Below are 18,289 nucleotides of genomic sequence, written 5' to 3' on the forward strand. Positions count from 1 at the left end.
GGCGGCGGTCAGCCGTCGAGCAGTCTGAGCGCCTCCTCGTCGGTCATGCCGGCCAGCTCGGCGATCAGCAGCTCCTCCACCGCGGCGGCCAGCCCGGCGATCGTGGCGCGGTCGAAGACGGTGCGGACGGGGACCTCCACCCCGGTCGCGCGGCGGATCCGCGCGGCCACCCGCGTGGCCAGCAGGGAGTGCCCGCCCAGCGCGAAGAAGTCGTCGGACACGCCGGGGCCGGTGACCCCGAGCAGTTCCTCCCAGATCCCGGCCACCAGCCGCTCCGCGTCGGTGCCGGGCGGGACCCGCCCGGCGGCCGGGACGAGGTCCGGTTCGGGCAGGGCCGCGCGGTCGACCTTGCCGCTCGAGGTCAGCGGCAGCGCCTCCAGCCGCACCCAGGCGGCCGGGACGAGCTGCCGGGGCAGCACCCGTTCCAGCCGGGCGCGCAGCTCGGCCGGATCGGCCGTGCCGGTGAAGTAGGCGATCAGCTCCTCGCCCCGGACGGTGACGAACGCCTGCCCCACCTCCGGATGGTCGAGCAGCCTGCTCTCGACCTCCCCGGGCTCGATCCGGAAGCCCCGCACCTTGAGCTGGCCGTCCAGCCGCCCCAGGAAGTCCAGCCGCCCGTCGAGGCGGCGGCGGGCCCGGTCGCCGGTCCGGTAGCGGCGCGAGCCCGGCGGGCCGTACGGGTCCGGGACGAACGCCGCCGCGGTCAGCGACGGCCTGCCGAGGTAACCGCGTGCCACTCCCGCGCCGCCGATGACGAGCTCGCCCGTCGCACCCGCCGGGAGCGGCCGGCCCCGCTCGTCCAGTACGTGGACCGAGGTCTCGCCGATCGGCCGTCCGATCGGCGGACGGCCCGAGGCCGCGTCGGCGCCCAGGTCGGCGGCGGTGGCGATGACCGCGGCCTCGGTCGGCCCGTAGGTGTTGACCAGCCGTACCCGGTCGGCGAACCGGGTCCGCCAACGTTCGACCGCCGCGGCGGCGACCTGCTCCCCGCCCAGGATCACCAGGCGCAGCCCGGGCGGCCAGGCCACCTCCTCCTGCTCCTCCACCAGCGCGTGCCAGTAGGCGGTCGGCAGGTCCAGCACGGTGACCCGCCGGCCCGCGGGGGTGGCCAGCACCTCCGGCAGGCTGGTCGCCCCGTCGGGGAGCAGCACCAGCGCGGCGCCCGCCGCCAGCGTGGGGAAGACCTCCTCGACGTGCGCGTCGAAGCCGAGCGAGGCGAACTGGACCACGTGGTCGCCGGGGGCCAGGCCGTAGGCGGAGCGCATCCACCGCACCCGCGCGGTGACGGCCCCGTGCTCCACCACCACGCCCTTGGGGCGCCCGGTGGAGCCCGAGGTGGTGATCACATAGGCGGCGTCGGCCGGCCGGACCGCCGCGGGTACCGCGACCGCCCCCACGGCCGCCGCGGGCTCCGTCCCCGGGGCCGCAGCGGATCCCGTGCCCGCCCCCGGGGCCGCCGCCGCACCGGCGCGGCCGGGCCGCGGGCCGCCGCCCGCCGGGCCGGACGGGTCGACGGCGAGCCGGCCGGGGGGAAGGCTCCGCCGGGTGACCACGTGGACGACCGAGGCGTCCGCCAGGGAGAAGGCGAGCCGTTCGTCGGGGTCGTCCGGATCGAGCGGCAGATAGGCGGCGCCGGCCCGCCACACCGCGAGCAGCGCGACGATCGCCTCGACCGAGCGCGGCAGGCAGACGCCGACGATGTCGCCGGGACGCACCCCGCTCTCCCCGAGCACGCCGGCCAGCGCGTCCGCGCGGGCCATCAGCTCCCCGTAGGAGACCTCCGTCCCGCCGCAGACCACGGCCACGGCGCCGGGCGACCGCCGCGCGACCGCGGCGATCATCTCCGGGACCGCCGCGGCCGTCCCCTCCGTCCCGGCGTCCGCTGCGGCTCCGACGGCTCCGTCGGGCACGGCCTGGGCGCGGATCTCCGCCTCGTCCTCGTCCGTCCAGATCCGCAGCTCCGAGATCGGGGTGTCCGGCCCGGCCGCGACGGACTCCAGCAGCCGGGCGAACCGCCCGGTCAGCCGGCGCCCCGCCTCCGGGCCGAACAGCCCCGTGTCGAGGCAGAGCGAGACCCCCAGCCCGCCGGCGTCCGACCAGGCCTCGACCATCAGGTCGTTCTTGGCCTGCCGGAACCCCGATTCGATCGCGGTCACCTCCAGGTCCCCGAACGGCCGCCGGGGGCCGCCGTCCTGGGTGTGCAGGATCAGCATCGACGGCAGTAGTGACTCCGCCCGTTCGCCGAGCCGTTCGAACGGCACGGACGAGCCCGCCATGGCGCCCAGGACCTCGCCCCGCATGCGGGTGATCAGTTCGGTGAAGGGCGGGTCGCCGCTCAGGTCTCCGCGGAGGACCACCGTCTGGGAGACGTACCCGACCATCCCCTCCAGCTCGGCCCGGTCCCGGCCCGAGAAGACGCTGCCGACCAGGACGTCGCTCTGCCCGGTGTGCCGGGAGAGCAGCACCTGGTAGGCCGCCATGAGCACGGTGAACAGGGTGGTGCGCCGCTCCCCGGCCAGCCGCTCCAGCCGCCGCGCCGTCGCCGGCGGCAGGTGCGTCCGGTGGAAGTCCCCCTCCCCGCTCGCCGTACCCTCGCGGAAGGGCAGCTCCGGCGGCGGCGGGTCGGCCAGCTTCTCCCGCCAGTACGGCACCGCGCGCCCGGCCCGGCTCCGCTGCCAGAGGGCGTGGTGGACGGCCTGGACGGGCAGCGGGGCGAGCTCCGCCACCGCGCCGGAGACCCGGGCTGTGTAGCAGGCGGCCAGGTCGTCCAGGATCACGTTGAGCGACCACCCGTCGGCGACGATGTGGTGCATCGTGACGCAGAGCACGTGCTCGTCGTCGCCGAGGCGGATCACCGCGATCCGCAGCGGCGGTCCCTGCGCCAGGTCGAACGGGGCGTTGGCCCGCTCGGCCGTCATCCGCTCGGCCTCCGCGCGGTCCCGCGCGACCGGCCAGTCGACGGCGGCGGGCGCCGGGGGCTCGACCACCGCCCAGGGCGCCCCCTCCTCCTCGGTGAAGCGGGTGCGCAGGCTCTCGTGGCGGGCCAGGACGTCGTCGAACGCCCCGGCGAGCGCGGCCCGGTCGAGCGGGCCGCGCAGCGCGCGCACGAGGTAGAGGTTGTAGGCGGCGTTCCCCGGGTCGAGGCGCTGCAGGAGCCAGAGCCGCTCCTGGGCCGGGGACAGGGGCGCCCTCATGCGTCCGGCGCCAGTTCGTCGAAGAGGGCGGCCAGTTCCTCGGCGCTGAGCCCGTCGAGCTGCTCGCGCAGCGCCGCCATGTCCATCAGGTCCGGCCCGTCGTCCGCGCCGTCGCCCGCGCGGTCGAGTTCCCGGGCGAGCCCGGCCACCGTGGGGTTCTCGAACAGCGCCACGATCGGCACCGCCACCCCGAACATCGTCCGCACCCTGGCGATGATCTGGGCGGCCGTGAGCGAGTGCCCGCCGAGCTCGAAGAAGTCGTCGTCGACCCCGACCGGTTCGGCCAGGCCGAGGACCTCGGTCCACATCGCGGCCAGCTCCTTCTCCTCCGGGGTGGACGGGGCCCGGTAGGGGGCCCCGGCGACCCTCGTCCAGTCGGGGTGCGGCAGCGCCGCGCGGTCCAGCTTGCCGTTGGGGGTGAGCGGCAGCCGGTCGAGGACCACCAGGTGGGCGGGGACCATGTACTCGGGCAGGCCCGCCCGCAGCCGGGCGCGCAGCACCGGCCAGAGCCCGCCCGCACCCTCCGCGCCGTCCCGGCCGTCCGCGTCCCCCGGACCGCCGGGATCCCCCGGGGCGTCCGAGGAATCCGAGGCGTCCTGCCGGCCGGAGCCGCCCGGACCACCGGGGTCACCAGGGCCGCCGGGACCGCCGGCCGGGACGACGTAGGCGACCAGCCGGGGCAGCCCGTCCGGCCCCTCGCGCACGGCGACGGCGGCCTGCCGCACCTCCCCGGCCGCGCGCAGGGCGGTCTCGATCTCGCCGAGCTCGATCCGGAACCCGCGGATCTTGACCTGCTGGTCGGCCCGGCCCAGGTACTCCAGGCGTCCCGCGGCGCCGATCCGGGCCAGGTCGCCGGTGGCGTACATGCGCGCGCCCGGCCGGCCGGAGAAGGGGTCGGGCAGGAAACGGCCCGCGGTCAGGGCGGGCAGTCCGTGGTAGCCGCGCGCCACCCCGGCGCCGCCGATGTGCAGCTCCCCCACCTCTCCCTCCGGCACCGGGTCCCCCCCGGCGTCCAGCAGGTACAGGGCGGTGTCGGCGATCGGCCCGCCCAGGTCCACCGGGGCCGGAGCGGGCGGGACGGGGCCGGCCGTGGACCACACGGTCGTCTCCGTCGGGCCGTACACGTTCCACAGGCGGGCGCCGCCGGAGCCGAGCGCGTCGGCGAGGTCGCGCGGGAGCGCCTCGCCCCCGCACAGCCGCGTCCGGACCGTCTCGGGCACCCCGCCCGCCTCCAGCAGGATGCGCCAGGTCGCCGGGGTGGCCTGCATGACCGTGATCCGCTCCTCGGCCGCCAGCGCGCGCAGCGCCGGGCCGTCGGCCGCCCGGTCGGCGGGGGCCACCACGAGCCGGGCGCCGCAGGTCAGCGGGAGCAGCAGTTCCAGCACCGAGATGTCGAACGACAGCGTGGTGACGGCCAGCCAGCGGTCGGCGGGGGTGAGCTCCAGCAGGGAGGCGAACGACCCGATCAGGTTGGCCACCGCCCCGTGCGGGACCGCCACGCCCTTGGGCCGCCCGGTCGACCCCGAGGTGTAGATCAGGTAGGCCAGGTCGCCCGTCGGGCCGTCCTGGGCGGGCGGGCCGTCCGCGGCGGGCCGCGCACCGGGGACCGTGCCGTCCGGGGCGAGCACCAGCGTGCGGGGCGTCCCGCCGGGCAGCCGCGCGTCCACGCCGTCCTGGGTCAGCACCAGGCCGGCCCCCGCGTCCTCGCGCATCAGCCGGAGCCGGTCGGCGGGGAAGGCGGGGTCGAGCGGGACGTACGCGCCGCCGGCGGCCCAGACGGCCAGCACCGCGACCACCATCCCCACGGTGCGCTCCATGCAGATCCCGACCGGGACCTCCGGGCCCACGCCCCGCTCGCGCAGGACCGCCGCCAGGGCGTCGACCCGCTCGTGCAGCTCGCGGTGGGTCAGCTCGCCCCCGGGCCCGCTCACCGCCACCGCGTCGGGGGTCAGGTCCCGGCGGCGCCGTGTCAGCTCCAGCGTCGTCGGCGTCCTCGGCGTCGTCAGCACCGTTCGTCTCCCTTCCTTCTCGGATCCGGGGTCGGATCTCCGGTCCGTGCCGGATCCATCAGATCTAGCGAGGGGACTGCCAGGTTCACCCGGCAGGGGAATCGCTTCCCTGTTACTGTTCTTCTGCTTGAAACGGGCAGGGCTTGTCCGTCGCCTACCTCGGCAGAGGAAAGCGAGAAGCCGCTCCCTTCAGGGAGCGGAGGAGTCACGTCAGCCGCCTCCCAGTTCGGACAGGCGGAGGTCCGGGCCGGTCCCGGCGCGTTCCAGCAGGCCGGTGAAGGCGCGGGCGAACCGCCGGGCGGTCTCCGCCGTGAACAGGTCGCAGCCGTAATCGAGGACCCCGCCCAGCCCCTCGCCCGCGCGCCAGAGGTCCACCGAGACCTCCGCCTTGGTACGGCCCGCGGCCGGGACCGGGTAGACCTCGACCTCCAGGTCCCCCATCGACGTGCGCAGCAGGTCGTCCTTGGGCATGTTGTGCAGGTTGAACATGGCCTGCAGCAGCGGCGGGCGGCTCAGGTCGCGCGGCAGGCGCAGCGCCCCGAGGATCTGCTCGAAGGGCGCGTCCGCGTGCTGGAGCCCGCGCAGCAGGGTGACGCGGGTGCGCCCGAGCAGCTCCCGGAACGTGGGGTCGCCGGACAGGTCGGCGCGAAGCACGAGCGTCGTGGAGAAGTACCCGATCAGCGGGGCCAGTTCGGTCCGGCCGCGCCCCGCGACCGGCACCCCGACGCAGAGGTCGTCCTGGCCGGCCAGCAGCCCGAGCGCGGCCTGGTAGGCCGCGACCAGGGCCATGAACAGCGTGCAGCGCTCCCGCCGGGCGACCTCCTCCAGCCGGGCGACCGTCCCGCCGGGCACCCGCAGGGGCTCCTGCCCGCCGCGCCCCGTCCACCGGGCCGGGCGGGGCAGGTCGGCCGGGAGGTCCAGGACGGGCACCCCGGCCAGGGTGCGGGTCCAGTACTCCAGCCGGGCCGTTCGGTCGCGCCGCCTGTCTTCGACGGCGAAGTCGGTGTACTGCATCGGCAGTTCCTCCAGCACGGGTCCGCGCCCCTCGCGCCGGGCCGCGTAGCACTCGGCCAGCTCCCGCATGAGGACGTCCAGCGACCAGCCGTCGACCACGATGTGGTGCAGGACCAGGCAGAGCAGCGAGGTCCCGTCGTCCAGCCGCAGCAGCGCCGCCCGCAGCGGCGGGTCCGACTCCAGGTCGAACGGCCGGTTGACGAGCTCCACCACGGCCGGCGCCGGGTCGCCGGCGATCTCGGCGACCTCCAGCGGAACCGGCCCGGCGGGCGCGACGACCTGCACCGGGCGGTCTCCGTCCAGCCGGAAGCGGGCCCGCAGCACGTGGTGCCGTCCGGCGACGCGGGTGAGGGCCTCGGCGAGGGCCCCGGCGTCGACCGGGCCGCGCAGCCGTACGCACCAGGGGGTGTTGTAGACGGTGTCGGCCGGGTCGAAGCGGTTGAGGAACCAGAGCCGCTCCTGGCCGAAGGAGAGCGGCCAGGAGCGGCCCGCCTCCGCGCTCCCGGGGACCTCCTGTGCGCCCGCGCCTCCCGCGCCTCCGTCCGCCGGGGCCTTCCGGCCGGCGGCCGCCCCGGCCAGGGTGAGCGCGCGCAGGGCCTCGCGGCGCTCGGGCGGGAGCGCGGCCAGCCGGGCGAGCAGCGCCGCCCGCCGTTCCTCTCCGGTCACGGCGCGGCCTCCCCCACGGGTCTCCCCGGTCACGGCGCGGCCTCCGGCACGGGACGGTCCACCGGCGTGACGCCGCACAGCTCGGCGACCCCGTCGAGCGGCACGTCCCCGGCGACGCTCCGGACCAGCAGGGTCTCCACCGCGTGCAGGAGCTCGTACGCCGTGTCGCGGGACAGCAGGGCGGTGTCGACCAGCAGGTCGAGCCGGCAGGTGTGCGCGGCCGGACCGGCGGCGAAGAAGGCGGTGGCGTCCACCATCGGCCACGCGCCGACGGGGAAGGTCCGGGTCCGCCCGGTCAGCTCGGCCGGGTCGCCGGGCGGCAGGCCGGGCCAGTCGCCGGTGGGCCGGGTGTCGTTGAAGTAACCCGACAGGTCGACGGCACCGCCGCGCGCGCGGCCGATCTCCTCGCGCAGGGCCGCCATCGCGGCCGGGTCGTAGTGCGCGTACCGGTAGGCGGTCAGCGCCTGCCGGTGCCCGGCGCGCGCGGCGTCGGCGAACGTCCCGGCGGACAGGTCCAGCGTGAAGAGCCCGTCCTGTACGGCGGTGCCGACCATGCCCGCGGTCCGCGGGTCGTGCCGGTTGGCCACGATGAGCTGCATCGCCACCCGGCGGTGCCCGGTCAGCGCCGCCAGGACCGCGGCGCATCCCGAGGTCAGCACGCTGGAGGTGCTCACCGACCAGCGCGCCGCGAGCGTCCGGGCGGCCACGCCCGCGGCGGCCGACTCCATGCCCACCTTGACGAACCTCGGCTCCTCCGGGGTCCGCCCGGGGAAGTCGAAGAGGGTCATCGGGGCCCGCTCCAGCTCGGCACGCCAGTGCCGCAGCGCCCGCTCGCCCCGGGCCGCGCCGGCGCCCTGCTCCAGGGCGGCCTGGTCCAGCGGCTGCCAGGCCGGGGCGGGCAGTTCCTCCCCGGCGAGCAGGGCCCGCCACTCGGTGGCGAGGATCTCCAGCGCCCAGGCGTCCACCGCCAGGTGCGACAGGGCGAAGGCCACCGCCCGGGGCCGTCCCCCGGCGGTGACGACGGCGCACCGGATCGGCGGCTCGGCCGCGTGGTCGAAGGCCGTGGCCGCCAGTCCGGCGGCGGCCTCCCGCGCCGCGGCGAGCGGCTTGGCCTCCCCCGCGTCGAGCACCCCGACCGTCAGCACGCCCTCGCGCATCACCTGCTGGACCGGCCCCTCCGGCGTCTCCGTCCAGGTCGTGCGGAGGCTCTCGTGCCGCTCGACCAGCGTGCGCAGGGCGCCCAGGACGGTGTCCAGGTCGCGCCTGCCGTAGACGGGCAGGCTCCAGGGCAGGTTGTAGTACGGGTCGCCCTCGTCCAGCCAGCGGATCAGCCGCCAGAAGGCCCGCTGGCCCCAGGCGAGCGGGGCCCGCCCGCCGCGCGCCCCGGCGAACTCCAGCGGCACCGCCCGCTCCGGTACGGCTCCGGCCGTCATCGGGACCTGGCGATCTCGTCGGCTACCCCGCTCACGGTGGGGTCGTCGATGAACACCTCGAAGGAGAGCTCGACGCCCATCCGGTCGCGCACGAGGGCGATGATCCGGGTGATCGTCAGCGAGTGCCCGCCGAGGTCGAACAGGTCGTCGTCCGGCCGGACCTCGTCCACCTCCAGCGCCTCGCACCAGATCGCGGCGACCTGCTCGACCAGCGCGTCCTCCGTCCCGGCCGCGCCGCTCCCCCCGGGCCCTGCGGCGGCGGCCGGACCGGCGACCTCCCGAGCCGCCGCCGGAGCGCCCTCGCCGGCGGCTCCCGGCTCACCGCCCTGCCGTGCGGCGCGTTCCGGTCCGGCGGCGCGCGCCGGGAGCGGCAGCTCCGCGATCGGGGCATCCGGCCGGGCGGCGACGCCCCGCAGCAGGGCCCGCAGGTGCTCCGCGACGGCCTCGCAGCCGGCGCGGCCGAGGACCGCGGGGTTGAACAGCAGCACCGCCGAGAGCCCGGAGGGCGCGTCCACGACCTGCAGGTGCAGCGTGTTGCGGACCGCGCCGTTGAACATCGCCCAGTCGACGGAGACGTCGAGCCCGGTGAAGACGGGGTCGGCGCCCGGCCGCGTCCGGTAGCTCACCGAGACCGGGGTGAGGGCGCTGCGCGGGCCGATCCCGCCCAGCGCCCGGGCCAGCGGGACCTCCCGGTGCCGGTAGAGCGCGCGCAGCTCCTCCCGCAGGGAGCGGGCGAACTCGGCGAACGTCCCGTCCGGGACCGAGACCACCGGGAGCTCGTTGACGAAGAGCCCGACGTGGTCGCGGGTCTGCTCGGTCCGGGTGGACAGGTCCGCCGCCACCGTCACCCGCTCGTTGCCGTAGGCGTGCAGCAGCACGTGCAGGGCGGCCATCAGGAACTCGAACCGGGTGACGCCCAGCGGCCCGGCGGCCTGGGCCACCTCGTCACCGAGGTCGAGCTCCACCGCTTCGCCCGGGGCCGCGCGCAGCGAGGAGCCGGTGGCCCCGGGGAGCGCGACCTCCCGGTCGTCGTGCCACCGGGACCGCCAGAACTCCGCCGCCGCGTCCAGCCCGGCGTCCACCCGCTCCTGCTCGGCGCGGGCCGCCTCGCCGTACGGGAGCGGCAGCGGGGGTGGCTCCTCCCCGTTGTAGGCGGCGGCCAGGTCGCGCAGGAGCACGTCCTTGGACATGCCGTCGAAGACGGCGTGGTGGGCCACGACCAGCAGCAGGTGGCTCAGCGGCCCCAGCCGGAACAGGGTGAACCGCGAGACCGGCCCGGTCCCCAGGTCGAGGGGGGCCGCGGCGACCCGGGCGGCGAGCCACTCCGGCGAGCCGGGCTCGCCCGCCGGGTCCGCGGCGCTTCCGGCGCCCGCGGGAGGCTCCTGCGCGCCGGGGGCGTCGCCGGAGAGGTCCTCGAAGAGGATCGGCGGCGGGGCCTCGCCGGGCGCCGCCCACACCTGCCCGTCCCGCTCGGCCAGCACGGAGGCGAGGACGGGGTGGCGCCGGACCACCGCCGCGCAGGCGTCGAGCATCGCGTCCGCGTCCAGCGGGCCGTCGAAGCGGACCGCCAGCGGCATGCGGTAGACGGCGCCGCCGGCGCCCGCCCGCTCGGTGACCCACATTCCGTGCTGGGCGAGGGACGCCCGGTGCGACTCGTCTACCAGCGGTACCGACATCTCACGTGCCTTCCGTACGACCCGTCGCGGCGGCGCCGAAGAGCCCCCGCAACTCCCTTTTGATGACTTTTCCTGACTGGTTCTTGGGCAGGACGTCCACGACGAGCACCCGTTCGGGCAGTTCGTGACCGGCCAGCCGCTCCATCAGGAAGGCGCGCAGGTCCGTGACGGACACCTCCCCGCCGGAGCGGGGCACGACGGCCGCGGCGATCGCGGTGCCCAGCACCGGGTGCGGGACGCCGACCACCGCGGCCTCCGCGATCTGCGGATGCTCGTACAGCGCGGCCTCCACCTGCAGCGTGGAGACCTTGAACGCCCCGGACTTGACCACGTCGCCCTCGCGGTCGACGAGGTGGAGGTAGCCGTCGGCGTCCAGGTAGCCCAGGTCGCCCATCCGCACCCAGCCGCCGCGGAACGCCTCGGCGCTCGCCTGCTCGTCGCGGTAGTAGGAGCGGGGGGCGGGCGAGCGCATCCAGACCTCGCCGGTCTCCCCCGGCGGGAGCGGCTCTCCGTCCGGCCCGACGACGCGCAGCGCGCCGCCGGACGCCGGGCGCCCGAGCGCGCCGGGCCGGGCCGGGTCGAAGATCATGATGGTCTGGGCGGGGGCCGCCTCGGTCGAGGTGTAGTAGTTCGTCACCGTCGCGTTGGGGAAGGCGGTGGTGAGCCGTACGGACACCGAGGGGGGAAGGGCCGAGGCGGCCGAGCCCAGCAGCACCACGCTGGAGAAGTCGTGGCGCTCGTGCAGACCGGCGTTGAGCAGTTCGATCGCCATGGTCGGGACGAGGAACACGGTGCCGACCCCGTACGACTCGATCAGCCGGGCGAACCGGCCGGGCGTGAAGCGGGCCGGCGTCAGCATCGCCGGGCGGGCGTCCAGCGCGTTGAGCAGCATCGTCTGCCCGGCGTTGGTGCCGATCGGGAAGGCGTGCAGCAGGTGGCGCGAGTGCCCGAACCGGCGGCGGTTCGGGCGGGTCTCGCAGCCGAAGGCCAGGTTGGCGTGGGAGGCGCCGACACCCTTGGGCGTGCCGGTGGTCCCGGAGGTGTAGAGGATCTGGGCCAGGTCCTCCGGGGCGACCCGCACGCCGGTCGGTCCGCTCCCCGCGTCCTCCAGCTCCGCGGGCGCGGCCGTCCAGCGGTCGCCGTCCGGGGCCTCCAGGTCCCGGCCGCACAGGACGGCGGAGGCCTCGCAGTGGCCGAGCATGTACCGCAGTTCGGCGGGGGCGAGCCGGTCCGAGAGCGGCACGGCCACCGCCCCGGCCAGCTGGACCGCGCAGTAGGCCACGGCGAAGTCGGCCCAGTCCCGGCTGCCGAACAGCAGCCCGACCCGGTCGCCCGGCCGCACGCCGCGGCCCAGGAGCCCCTGCGCGATGGCGTGGGAGCGCCGCTCCCACTCGCCGAAGGTCAGCGTCCCCTCGCCCTCGACGACGATCGCGGTCCGCTCCGGTTCCTGCTGCGCGCGCAGCGCCAGCATCTCCGGCACCGTCCGCGGCACCGGGGTGGCCGGGGAGGTCCGCCGAGTCCGGGGGGCCGAGGGGGCAGGCGAGGTCGGCGAGGGCTCCGGGGTCTGCGGAGACTGCGGGGTCACGGCAGGTTCTCCGCCACGTGGCCGGCCAGCAGCGGGAAGCTGTCGAGGTGGGCGCCGCCGCCGAGGTCGAGGACGACGCCGAACTCGTCCTCGACCGCGTCGACCAGCCGGAGCAGCTCCAGCGAGGCCAGCCCGAGGGCTGCCAGGGAGCCCTCGGAGCGCAGCACCTCTCCGGCGGGCAGCCGCCCGCCGGAGGCGGCCTCGACCATCTCGGCGAGCCGGGACGCCACCTGCCCGGTCATCCGTGCGCCCGCCGGACGCTGAGCGGGCGCATGTCCGTCCAGACCTCCTCGATGCGGGCGAGGCACTCCTCCCGCTCCCCCGCGAACCCCTCGGCCCGCCAGCCCTCGGGCAGCTCCCGGTCCGCGGGCCAGACCGAGTACTGCTCCTCCTCGTTGAGCACCACCAGGAAACTCATACCGGGACCTCCTCCTTGTCCGTGTCCTCGTCCGTGTCCTTCGCCTTGTCCGCGTCCTTCGGCGTGCCGTGCGCGTGCGCGTCCGTGCCCTCCGCCGTGTCCTTCGGCGTGCCGTGCGCGTCCGTGCCCTCCGCCGCGTCCTTCGCCGTGCCGTCCGTGCGCCGCTCCGCCCGCAGGCGGTCGCGCAGCGCCTCGGCGCCGACCAGGTCGTCCGGGACCGCGTCGGGGACCTCGGCGTCGAACCGCGCCAGCGCCCGCACCCGCATGGACACCAGCGCGATGGCCGCGATGGCCAGGCCGAAGCAGACGTACATGAAGCCGATGCCGCGGCCCGGCCCGACGCCGATCACCGCGCCCACGGTGCCCGCGAGCGGGCCGTCCGGCGCCAGCAGCGGCTCGAACACCTCCGAGCCGTACGGTGCGACCAAGCCGAAGCCGATGGGCAGCGTGGACCAGGCGACCAGGGTGTTGAGCGCGATGACCCGGCCGTGGAAGCGCTGCGGCACCTTGACCTGGATGATCGTGGCGTAGACGCCGTTGAGCAGGGTCAGGCAGAACGACATCCCGAACGCGCCCACCGCGATGGCGACCAGGTCCTGCCGCACTCCGGTGAGCAGGCAGAAGACCGAGAGCGCGAGCGTGGCCAGCAGCACCCCATGGAGCCTGCGCCGGCGCGGCCCGCCCCAGACCGTCATCAGCAGCCCGCCGAGCAGGACGCCCAGCCCGCCCCCGAACGACACCCGGCCGACGTCGTCGAGCGTCGCGAACGAGAGCACCAGCGGGGAGATCATCAGGAAGAGCGGCGACAGGAAGACGTTGAGGAACGCGAAGAACAGCAGCATGCTCCGGAAGCCGGGGTTGCCCCAGGAGTAGCGGACGCCGTTCATCATCTCGGTGACCACGCCCTCGCGGCGCCGCCACGGCATCGCGGCGGGGAACCTGACGAAGAGCAGGATCAGCGTGGCGACCGCGTAGCTCGCCACGTCGATGATGAGGATGCCCTCCAGCCCGATGGTGGCCATCAGGCCGGTCGCGACCAGCGGCACGATCAGCTGGGCGGTGCCGTTGGCCGTCTGCACGACGCCGTTGGCGTGGCCCAGGAACCGCTTGGGCACCAGCTGCGGGATGGCCGAGCCGTAGGCGAAGCGCTGGAAGGTGAGCGCGATCGACAGGCAGACCAGCAGCGGGTAGATGTGCCAGATCTCCAGGTTGCCGGTCCAGAGCAGGACGCCCAGCGCGAGCTGCGTCCCGCCCGCGGCGACGTCGCCGCAGAGCATGACCCGGCGCCGGTCGTAGCGGTCGACGATCGCCCCGGCCAGCGGCGCCACCAGCATGCCGGGCACCAGGCCCAGCACCGCGAAGAGGGCGAACCGCGCCAGCGACCCGGTGGTGGTGTAGATCCAGAGCGGGATCGCGAACTCGGTCAGCGCCGATCCGGTGATCGAGACGAGCTGTCCCGTCGAGACGAGCAGGAAGCGCCGCATGCCGATGTCCGTCGCACCGGGGGCCCGCGCCCCGCGCCCGCCCGCGTCCGGCTCCCGTTTCCGGCCCTTCCCGCCCGGCCGGTGCGATCCGTCCGGTTCGTCCGGACCGTCCGGGCTCCCCGCGGCCGTCGCTCCGTCCCCGGTCGCGGCGCCGCCCTCCTCCCCGGCGCGGGTGACCCCCTGGAGCCACCAGGTGGACTCCTCCGTACGCTCCAGCTCGGCCGTCCCGCCCGAGGCGAGGGCCCGGTGGGTCCCGGTCAGGATGTCGGCGAGCTCGTCCGCGCGGTACTTGACGAAGAAGTGCCCGGCCTCGTCGAGGACGACGCAGGCGACCGTGTCGGAGAGCCGGAGCCATTCGAGGTAGCGCTCCTGGTAGAACTCCACCGCCGGGTCCCGCTCCCCCGCCACCGCGATGACCGGTGCCCGCAGGCGGCCGGTCTGCTCCTCGAACAGCCGGGTGAAGTACCGCTCGGCCGTACGGGTGCCCTCGCGGCGGTTGTGGATGATCAGCTTGAGCTGGTCGCGCTCGAACTCCTCGACGTCGAGCCCGGCGGCGGCCAGGGCGTTGATCCGCCCCTGGTCGCTGGTGAGCCGGTCCATGAGGTGGCCGAGCCGGCCCAGGCCGCGCCCGGGGCGGGCGAACGGGAACACCCCGCCCAGGTAGACCGCCTCGACCTCACGTCCGGCGGCCTCCAGCAGCCGGGCGGTCTCCGCCGCCAGCATCACGCCGAGACCGCAGTGCCCGTAGAGGACCAGCGGACCGGTGATCCCGGCGAGGATCTCCTCGGCGCACCCGCGCGCGACCTCCTCGACCGGCCGGGCCTCCTCCCCCAGCTCGTGACCGGGCACCGCCACCGAGTACAGCGCCCAGTCGGCGGGCAGCGCGTCGGCCAGCGGCTGGTAGACGACCGCGCTGCCGCCGCCGAAGGGCACGCAGACCAGGGTCGCGGCGGCCGTCCGGGCCGGGGTGAGGCGGTGCAGCAGCCGGGCCGGGCCGCCGGACCCGCCCTCCAGCAGGCGGGCCAGGTCCCGGACCGTGCGGTGCTTGAACAGCTCCAGCACGGTCACGGTCCGCTCGGGGACCTCCCTGCGCAGCCGCGCGATGACCCGCATGGCCAGCAGCGAGTGGCCGCCCAGGTCGAAGAAGTCGTCCAGCGCGCCGACCCGGTCGATCTCGAGGACCTCGGCCCAGATCCGGGCCACGGTCTCCTCCGCCCCGGGGGCGGGCGGCGTGAACTCGGCCGGCCCTCCGCCGTCCCCGCCGCCGAGGGCCTCCGGCTCGGGCAGCCTGGACCGGTCGACCTTCCCGTGCGACTTCAGCGGCAGCTCGTCCAGCCAGACCTGGCGGGCCGGGACCATGTAGTCCGGGACCCGCTCGGCCAGCCAGGACCGCAGTTCGGCCGGGTCCGGCCGGGTCGCTCCGGCGGGGGCGACGAGGTAGGCGACCAGGCGCTCGCCGCGCAGCTCCGCGACCGCGTGCGCCACGCCGGGGTGCTCGGCCAGCACGGCCTCCACCTCCGACAGCTCCACCCGGTAGCCGCGGATCTTCACCTGCAGGTCGCGGCGGCCGAGGAACTCCAGGTCCCCGGTCGGCAGCCAGCGGCCGAGGTCGCCGGTCCGGTACATCCGGGCGCCCGGCCCGCCCTCCGGGTCGGGCAGGAAGCGGTCCGCGGTGAGCCCGGGACGTCCCAGGTAGCCGCGGGCCAGGCGGTCGCCGCCGAGGTAGATCTCGCCGGGGACGCCGACCGGCACCGGCCGCAGGGCGTCGTCGAGCACGTGGACGCGGGCGCCGGGCAGCGGGGTCCCGATCGGCAGGGCCGTACCGGAGCCCGGGGCCGTCCCGGAGGCGCGCGCGGTGTCCCGCGGAGCGGGGCGGGGACCGGCCCCCGGGGCGGTCCCCGCGGGCGGTTCCACCGCGTAGGTGGTGACGCCGACCGTGGCCTCGGTGGGGCCGTAGTGGTTGACGACCCGGCACCGGCCGGCCGCGGCCAGCTCGGCGGCCCAGCCCTGCGGGGCGGCCTCGCCGCCGAGGATCAGCAGCTCGCTCGGGAGCAGTTCGCCGGGGGTCGTGTCGGTGAGCAGCGCCGCCAGGTGGGACGGAGTGATCTTGAGGTGGCCGACGCGGTGCTCGCGCAGGTAGGCGGCCAGCTCGCGCCCCGCCGTACGGGGCGGGACGAGGTGGAGCGTGCCGCCCGTCATGAGGCACAGGTAGAAGACGGTCACGCCGAAGTCGAAGGCCAGCGACTGCAGGAGCGCGTAGGAGCCTCCCGGCTCCACCGCCAGCCGTTCGCGCACGCCCGCCAGGTAGGTCATGACCTCCCGGTGCTGTACGGCCACGCCCTTGGGCCGCCCGGTGGTCCCGGAGGTGTAGATGACGTAGGCCAGGTCGCCCGGGACGGCCCCGCCGCCCGGCGGCAGGTCGTCCCCGTCCGCGCGGCCCGCCGCGGATCCGGCGTCCCCGGGCACGGCTCCGGGTCCGGCGGTCCCGCCGGTGCCGTCCTCCGGCTCCTCCTCCGCGACCCACACGGCCGCCAGGTCGTCCGGGACCCGGTCGCGGAGCTCGGGGCAGGTGACCACCGCGGCGGCGCCGGCGTCGGAGAGCACGAACGCGAGCCGCTCCGCCGGGTGGTCGGGGTCCAGCGGGAGGTAGGCGGCGCCGGCCTTGAGCACGCCGAGCACCGCGACGGCCAGGTCCACCGACTGCTCCAGGCAGATCGCGACGCGGTCGCCCACCGCCACCCCCCGCCGCCGCAGCCGGCGCGCGAGCAGCCCGGCGCGCCGCTCCAGCTCCGCGTAGGTCAGCGAGACCGTGCTCCCGGCGCCTCCGGCGCCCCCGGCGCCTTCCGCGCCTTCCGTGCCCGCGACGACCGCGACCGCGTCCGGCGTCCGGGCGGCCTGCGCGGAGACGGCCTCGTGGACCAGTTCCGCGTCGAAGCGGGTCGCCGGGACGGACTCGCCGAAGGCCAGCACCCGGCGGCGCTCCTCGGCCGGGAGGAGCTCCAGCTCGGAGATGCGCGCCCCGGGGTCGGCCACGATCGACCGCAGCAGGCTCTCCAGGCAGGCCGCCATCCGCTCGACGGTGTCCGGGCGGAACAGCGCGGTGCTGTAGGTGAGCTGGCCGCGCAGCCCCTCGGGCGTCTCGAACAGGTACGCGGCCAGGTCGAACCGGCTGACCCCGGTCTCGATCGGGAACGGGCTCATGGTCAGGCCCGGGGTGTCCAGCGGCCTGGACCGGTAGTTCTGCAGCGCGAACATCACCTGGAACACCGGCGACCGGCTGACGTCCCGCTCCACGCCCAGCTCGTCGACGAGCCGGTCGAAGGGGAGCGCCTGGTGGGCGTAGGCGTCCAGCGCCGTCTCCCGCACCCGGTCCAGGAGCTCGGCGAACGTGGGGTCGCCCGACAGGTCGGCGCGCATCGGCAGGGAGTTGACGAAGACGCCGACCACCCGCTCCAGCTCGGGCAGGTCCCGCCCGGAGACCGGCGAGCCGACCGCGAAGTCGTGCTGCCCCGAGTAGCGCGCGAGCAGCACCTGGAAGGCGGCCAGCAGCGTCATGTACGGCGTGGCGCCGTGGGCGCGCCCCACCGCGGCGACGGCCTCGCTGAGCTCGGCGTCCAGGTCGAGGCCGCAGGCGGCGCCCTCCCAGCGCTGCTCGGCCGGGCGCGGCAGGTCCGCGGGGAGCTCCAGCGGCGGCAGCCCGTCCAGCTTGCGGCGCCAGTAGCGGACGTCCGCGTCGTGGGAGCCGTCCCCGGCGCGCTCGCGCAGCCAGTGCGCGTAGTCGCCGTACTGCAGCCGTACCGAGGGCAGGTGCGGTTCGCTCCCGGCCAGGTGGGCGGCGTGCAGGGCGAGCAGCTCCTCCATGACGACGTCGCAGGACCAGCCGTCGGTCACCGCGTGGTGCATGGTGAGCAGCAGCACGTGGGCGCCGGGTGCGAGGCGGACCAGCAGCGCCCGGAGCAGGGGGCCGCGCTCCAGGTCGAAGGGCCTGGCCAGCTCCTCGTCGATCGCGGCCGTGCCCTCCGCCCCGTCGGCGACGCGCAGCTCCGCCGCGGGGAGGTCGTCGACGACGAGCTCCGGGCGGCCGTCGGCCGTGGTGACCAGCCGGGTGCGCAGGCTCTCGTGCCGGGTCGCGACCTCCGTCAGCGCCCGGCGCAGGGCCTCCTCGCCGATCTCGCCCTCCAGGCGGACGGCGAACGCCACGGTGTAGGCCGCCGTGCCCGGAGCGTACTGCTCCAGGAACCACAGCCGCTCCTGCGCTGGGGAGAGCGGCGGCGGGGTGCCGGGCGGGCGCGGCGGGATGGCCGCGGTGACGGCACGGCCGCCCAGGCGCTGGGCGAGCAGCGCCTGCTTGGCCGGCGACAGGGCGGTGTGCGTCACGGCACCTCCGTGCTGCGGCGGGGGAACGCTGCCGCGTTCCCGGGTTCATGGGCGGGACCGCCCTTCAGGGGCGGTCCCGGAGAGCGGTGGCCGCGAGGGACAGGGCGGCCTGGAGAGGGTGCCGGTCCCGCGCGGGATCGAGCAGAGGTGACCACCGGCCGCTCGATACGGCGGCCAGGGTGGGTCGGAGGTGGTGCGGAGGCTCCGATGAGCCGACGAGACCGCCCCGGAGGGCGGGATTTCTCGTACAGGTGTTCGGTTCAGTGCGGTGGGAGCGTTCCCACGGAGGAGGCTAGGTATGTACTGACAAGGCCGTCAAGATTTCTCCGATGTTTTCGGTTATGGACAAACGCAGTAAAGAAGTAGTTAGTCCACTTCTTAGACAAAAGACGGTTTTGCCGGTTTCACCAAGTTTTTCCGGTCTCACAGATCC

Annotated in this window: 9 protein-coding genes; all 9 read right to left on the minus strand. The window is 75.9% G+C overall.

From position 1 onward, the window contains the following. Positions 1–8: 8 nt before the first annotated feature. Entirely contained in the window at positions 9–3,194 is a 3,186-nt protein-coding gene (locus tag IEZ07_RS11330) for a non-ribosomal peptide synthetase (protein ID WP_191894715.1), read from the minus strand. After that, entirely contained in the window at positions 3,191–5,203 is a 2,013-nt protein-coding gene (locus tag IEZ07_RS11335; RefSeq protein WP_204054341.1) for a non-ribosomal peptide synthetase, read from the minus strand. The genes IEZ07_RS11330 and IEZ07_RS11335 overlap by 4 nt, the downstream gene beginning before the upstream one ends. Positions 5,204–5,413: 210 nt before the next feature. Beyond that, the gene (locus IEZ07_RS11340; RefSeq protein ID WP_191894716.1) at positions 5,414–6,883 is read right to left on the minus strand and encodes a condensation domain-containing protein; all 1,470 of its coding nucleotides are present in this window, start codon (positions 6,881–6,883) and stop codon (positions 5,414–5,416) included. A 29-nt stretch (positions 6,884–6,912) separates the two neighbouring features. Beyond that, positions 6,913–8,316, minus strand: coding sequence for a condensation domain-containing protein (locus tag IEZ07_RS11345; protein WP_191894717.1), 1,404 nt, complete (start codon positions 8,314–8,316; stop codon positions 6,913–6,915). Then, positions 8,313–9,992 (minus strand): condensation domain-containing protein, encoded by a 1,680-nt coding sequence (locus tag IEZ07_RS11350; RefSeq protein WP_191894718.1) that lies wholly within the window; start codon positions 9,990–9,992, stop codon positions 8,313–8,315. The genes IEZ07_RS11345 and IEZ07_RS11350 overlap by 4 nt, the downstream gene beginning before the upstream one ends. A gap of 1 nt (position 9,993) precedes the next feature. Then, complete coding sequence (locus tag IEZ07_RS11355) at positions 9,994–11,463, minus strand: class I adenylate-forming enzyme family protein (protein ID WP_191894719.1); 1,470 nt, start codon at positions 11,461–11,463, stop codon at positions 9,994–9,996. A 110-nt stretch (positions 11,464–11,573) separates the two neighbouring features. Next, entirely contained in the window at positions 11,574–11,819 is a 246-nt protein-coding gene (locus IEZ07_RS11360) for an acyl carrier protein (RefSeq protein WP_068898468.1), read from the minus strand. After that, complete coding sequence (locus IEZ07_RS11365) at positions 11,816–11,995, minus strand: MbtH family protein (RefSeq protein ID WP_068898470.1); 180 nt, start codon at positions 11,993–11,995, stop codon at positions 11,816–11,818. Before IEZ07_RS11365 ends, IEZ07_RS11360 begins: the two co-directional genes overlap by 4 nt. Then, positions 11,992–17,856: a non-ribosomal peptide synthetase/MFS transporter gene (locus tag IEZ07_RS11370; protein ID WP_191894720.1), complete on the minus strand. Its 5,865-nt coding sequence runs from the start codon at positions 17,854–17,856 to the stop codon at positions 11,992–11,994. The genes IEZ07_RS11365 and IEZ07_RS11370 overlap by 4 nt, the downstream gene beginning before the upstream one ends. Positions 17,857–18,289: the final 433 nt, after the last annotated feature.

Origin of the sequence: Planomonospora parontospora (assembly GCA_014647935.1) — a bacterium.
GTDB lineage: Bacteria > Actinomycetota > Actinomycetes > Streptosporangiales > Streptosporangiaceae > Planomonospora > Planomonospora parontospora.

What these genes read in the sequence shown, in the direction of transcription:
- IEZ07_RS11330 (WP_191894715.1), bottom strand. Translation starts at nt 3,194, where the DNA reads ATGAGGGCGCCCCTGTCCCCGGCCCAGGAGCGGCTCTGGCTCCTGCAG.
- IEZ07_RS11345 (WP_191894717.1), bottom strand. Translation starts at nt 8,316, where the DNA reads ATGACGGCCGGAGCCGTACCGGAGCGGGCGGTGCCGCTGGAGTTCGCC.
- IEZ07_RS11350 (WP_191894718.1), bottom strand. Translation starts at nt 9,992, where the DNA reads ATGTCGGTACCGCTGGTAGACGAGTCGCACCGGGCGTCCCTCGCCCAG.
- IEZ07_RS11355 (WP_191894719.1), bottom strand. Translation starts at nt 11,463, where the DNA reads ATGCTGGCGCTGCGCGCGCAGCAGGAACCGGAGCGGACCGCGATCGTC.
- IEZ07_RS11360 (WP_068898468.1), bottom strand. Translation starts at nt 11,819, where the DNA reads ATGACCGGGCAGGTGGCGTCCCGGCTCGCCGAGATGGTCGAGGCCGCC.
- IEZ07_RS11365 (WP_068898470.1), bottom strand. Translation starts at nt 11,995, where the DNA reads ATGAGTTTCCTGGTGGTGCTCAACGAGGAGGAGCAGTACTCGGTCTGG.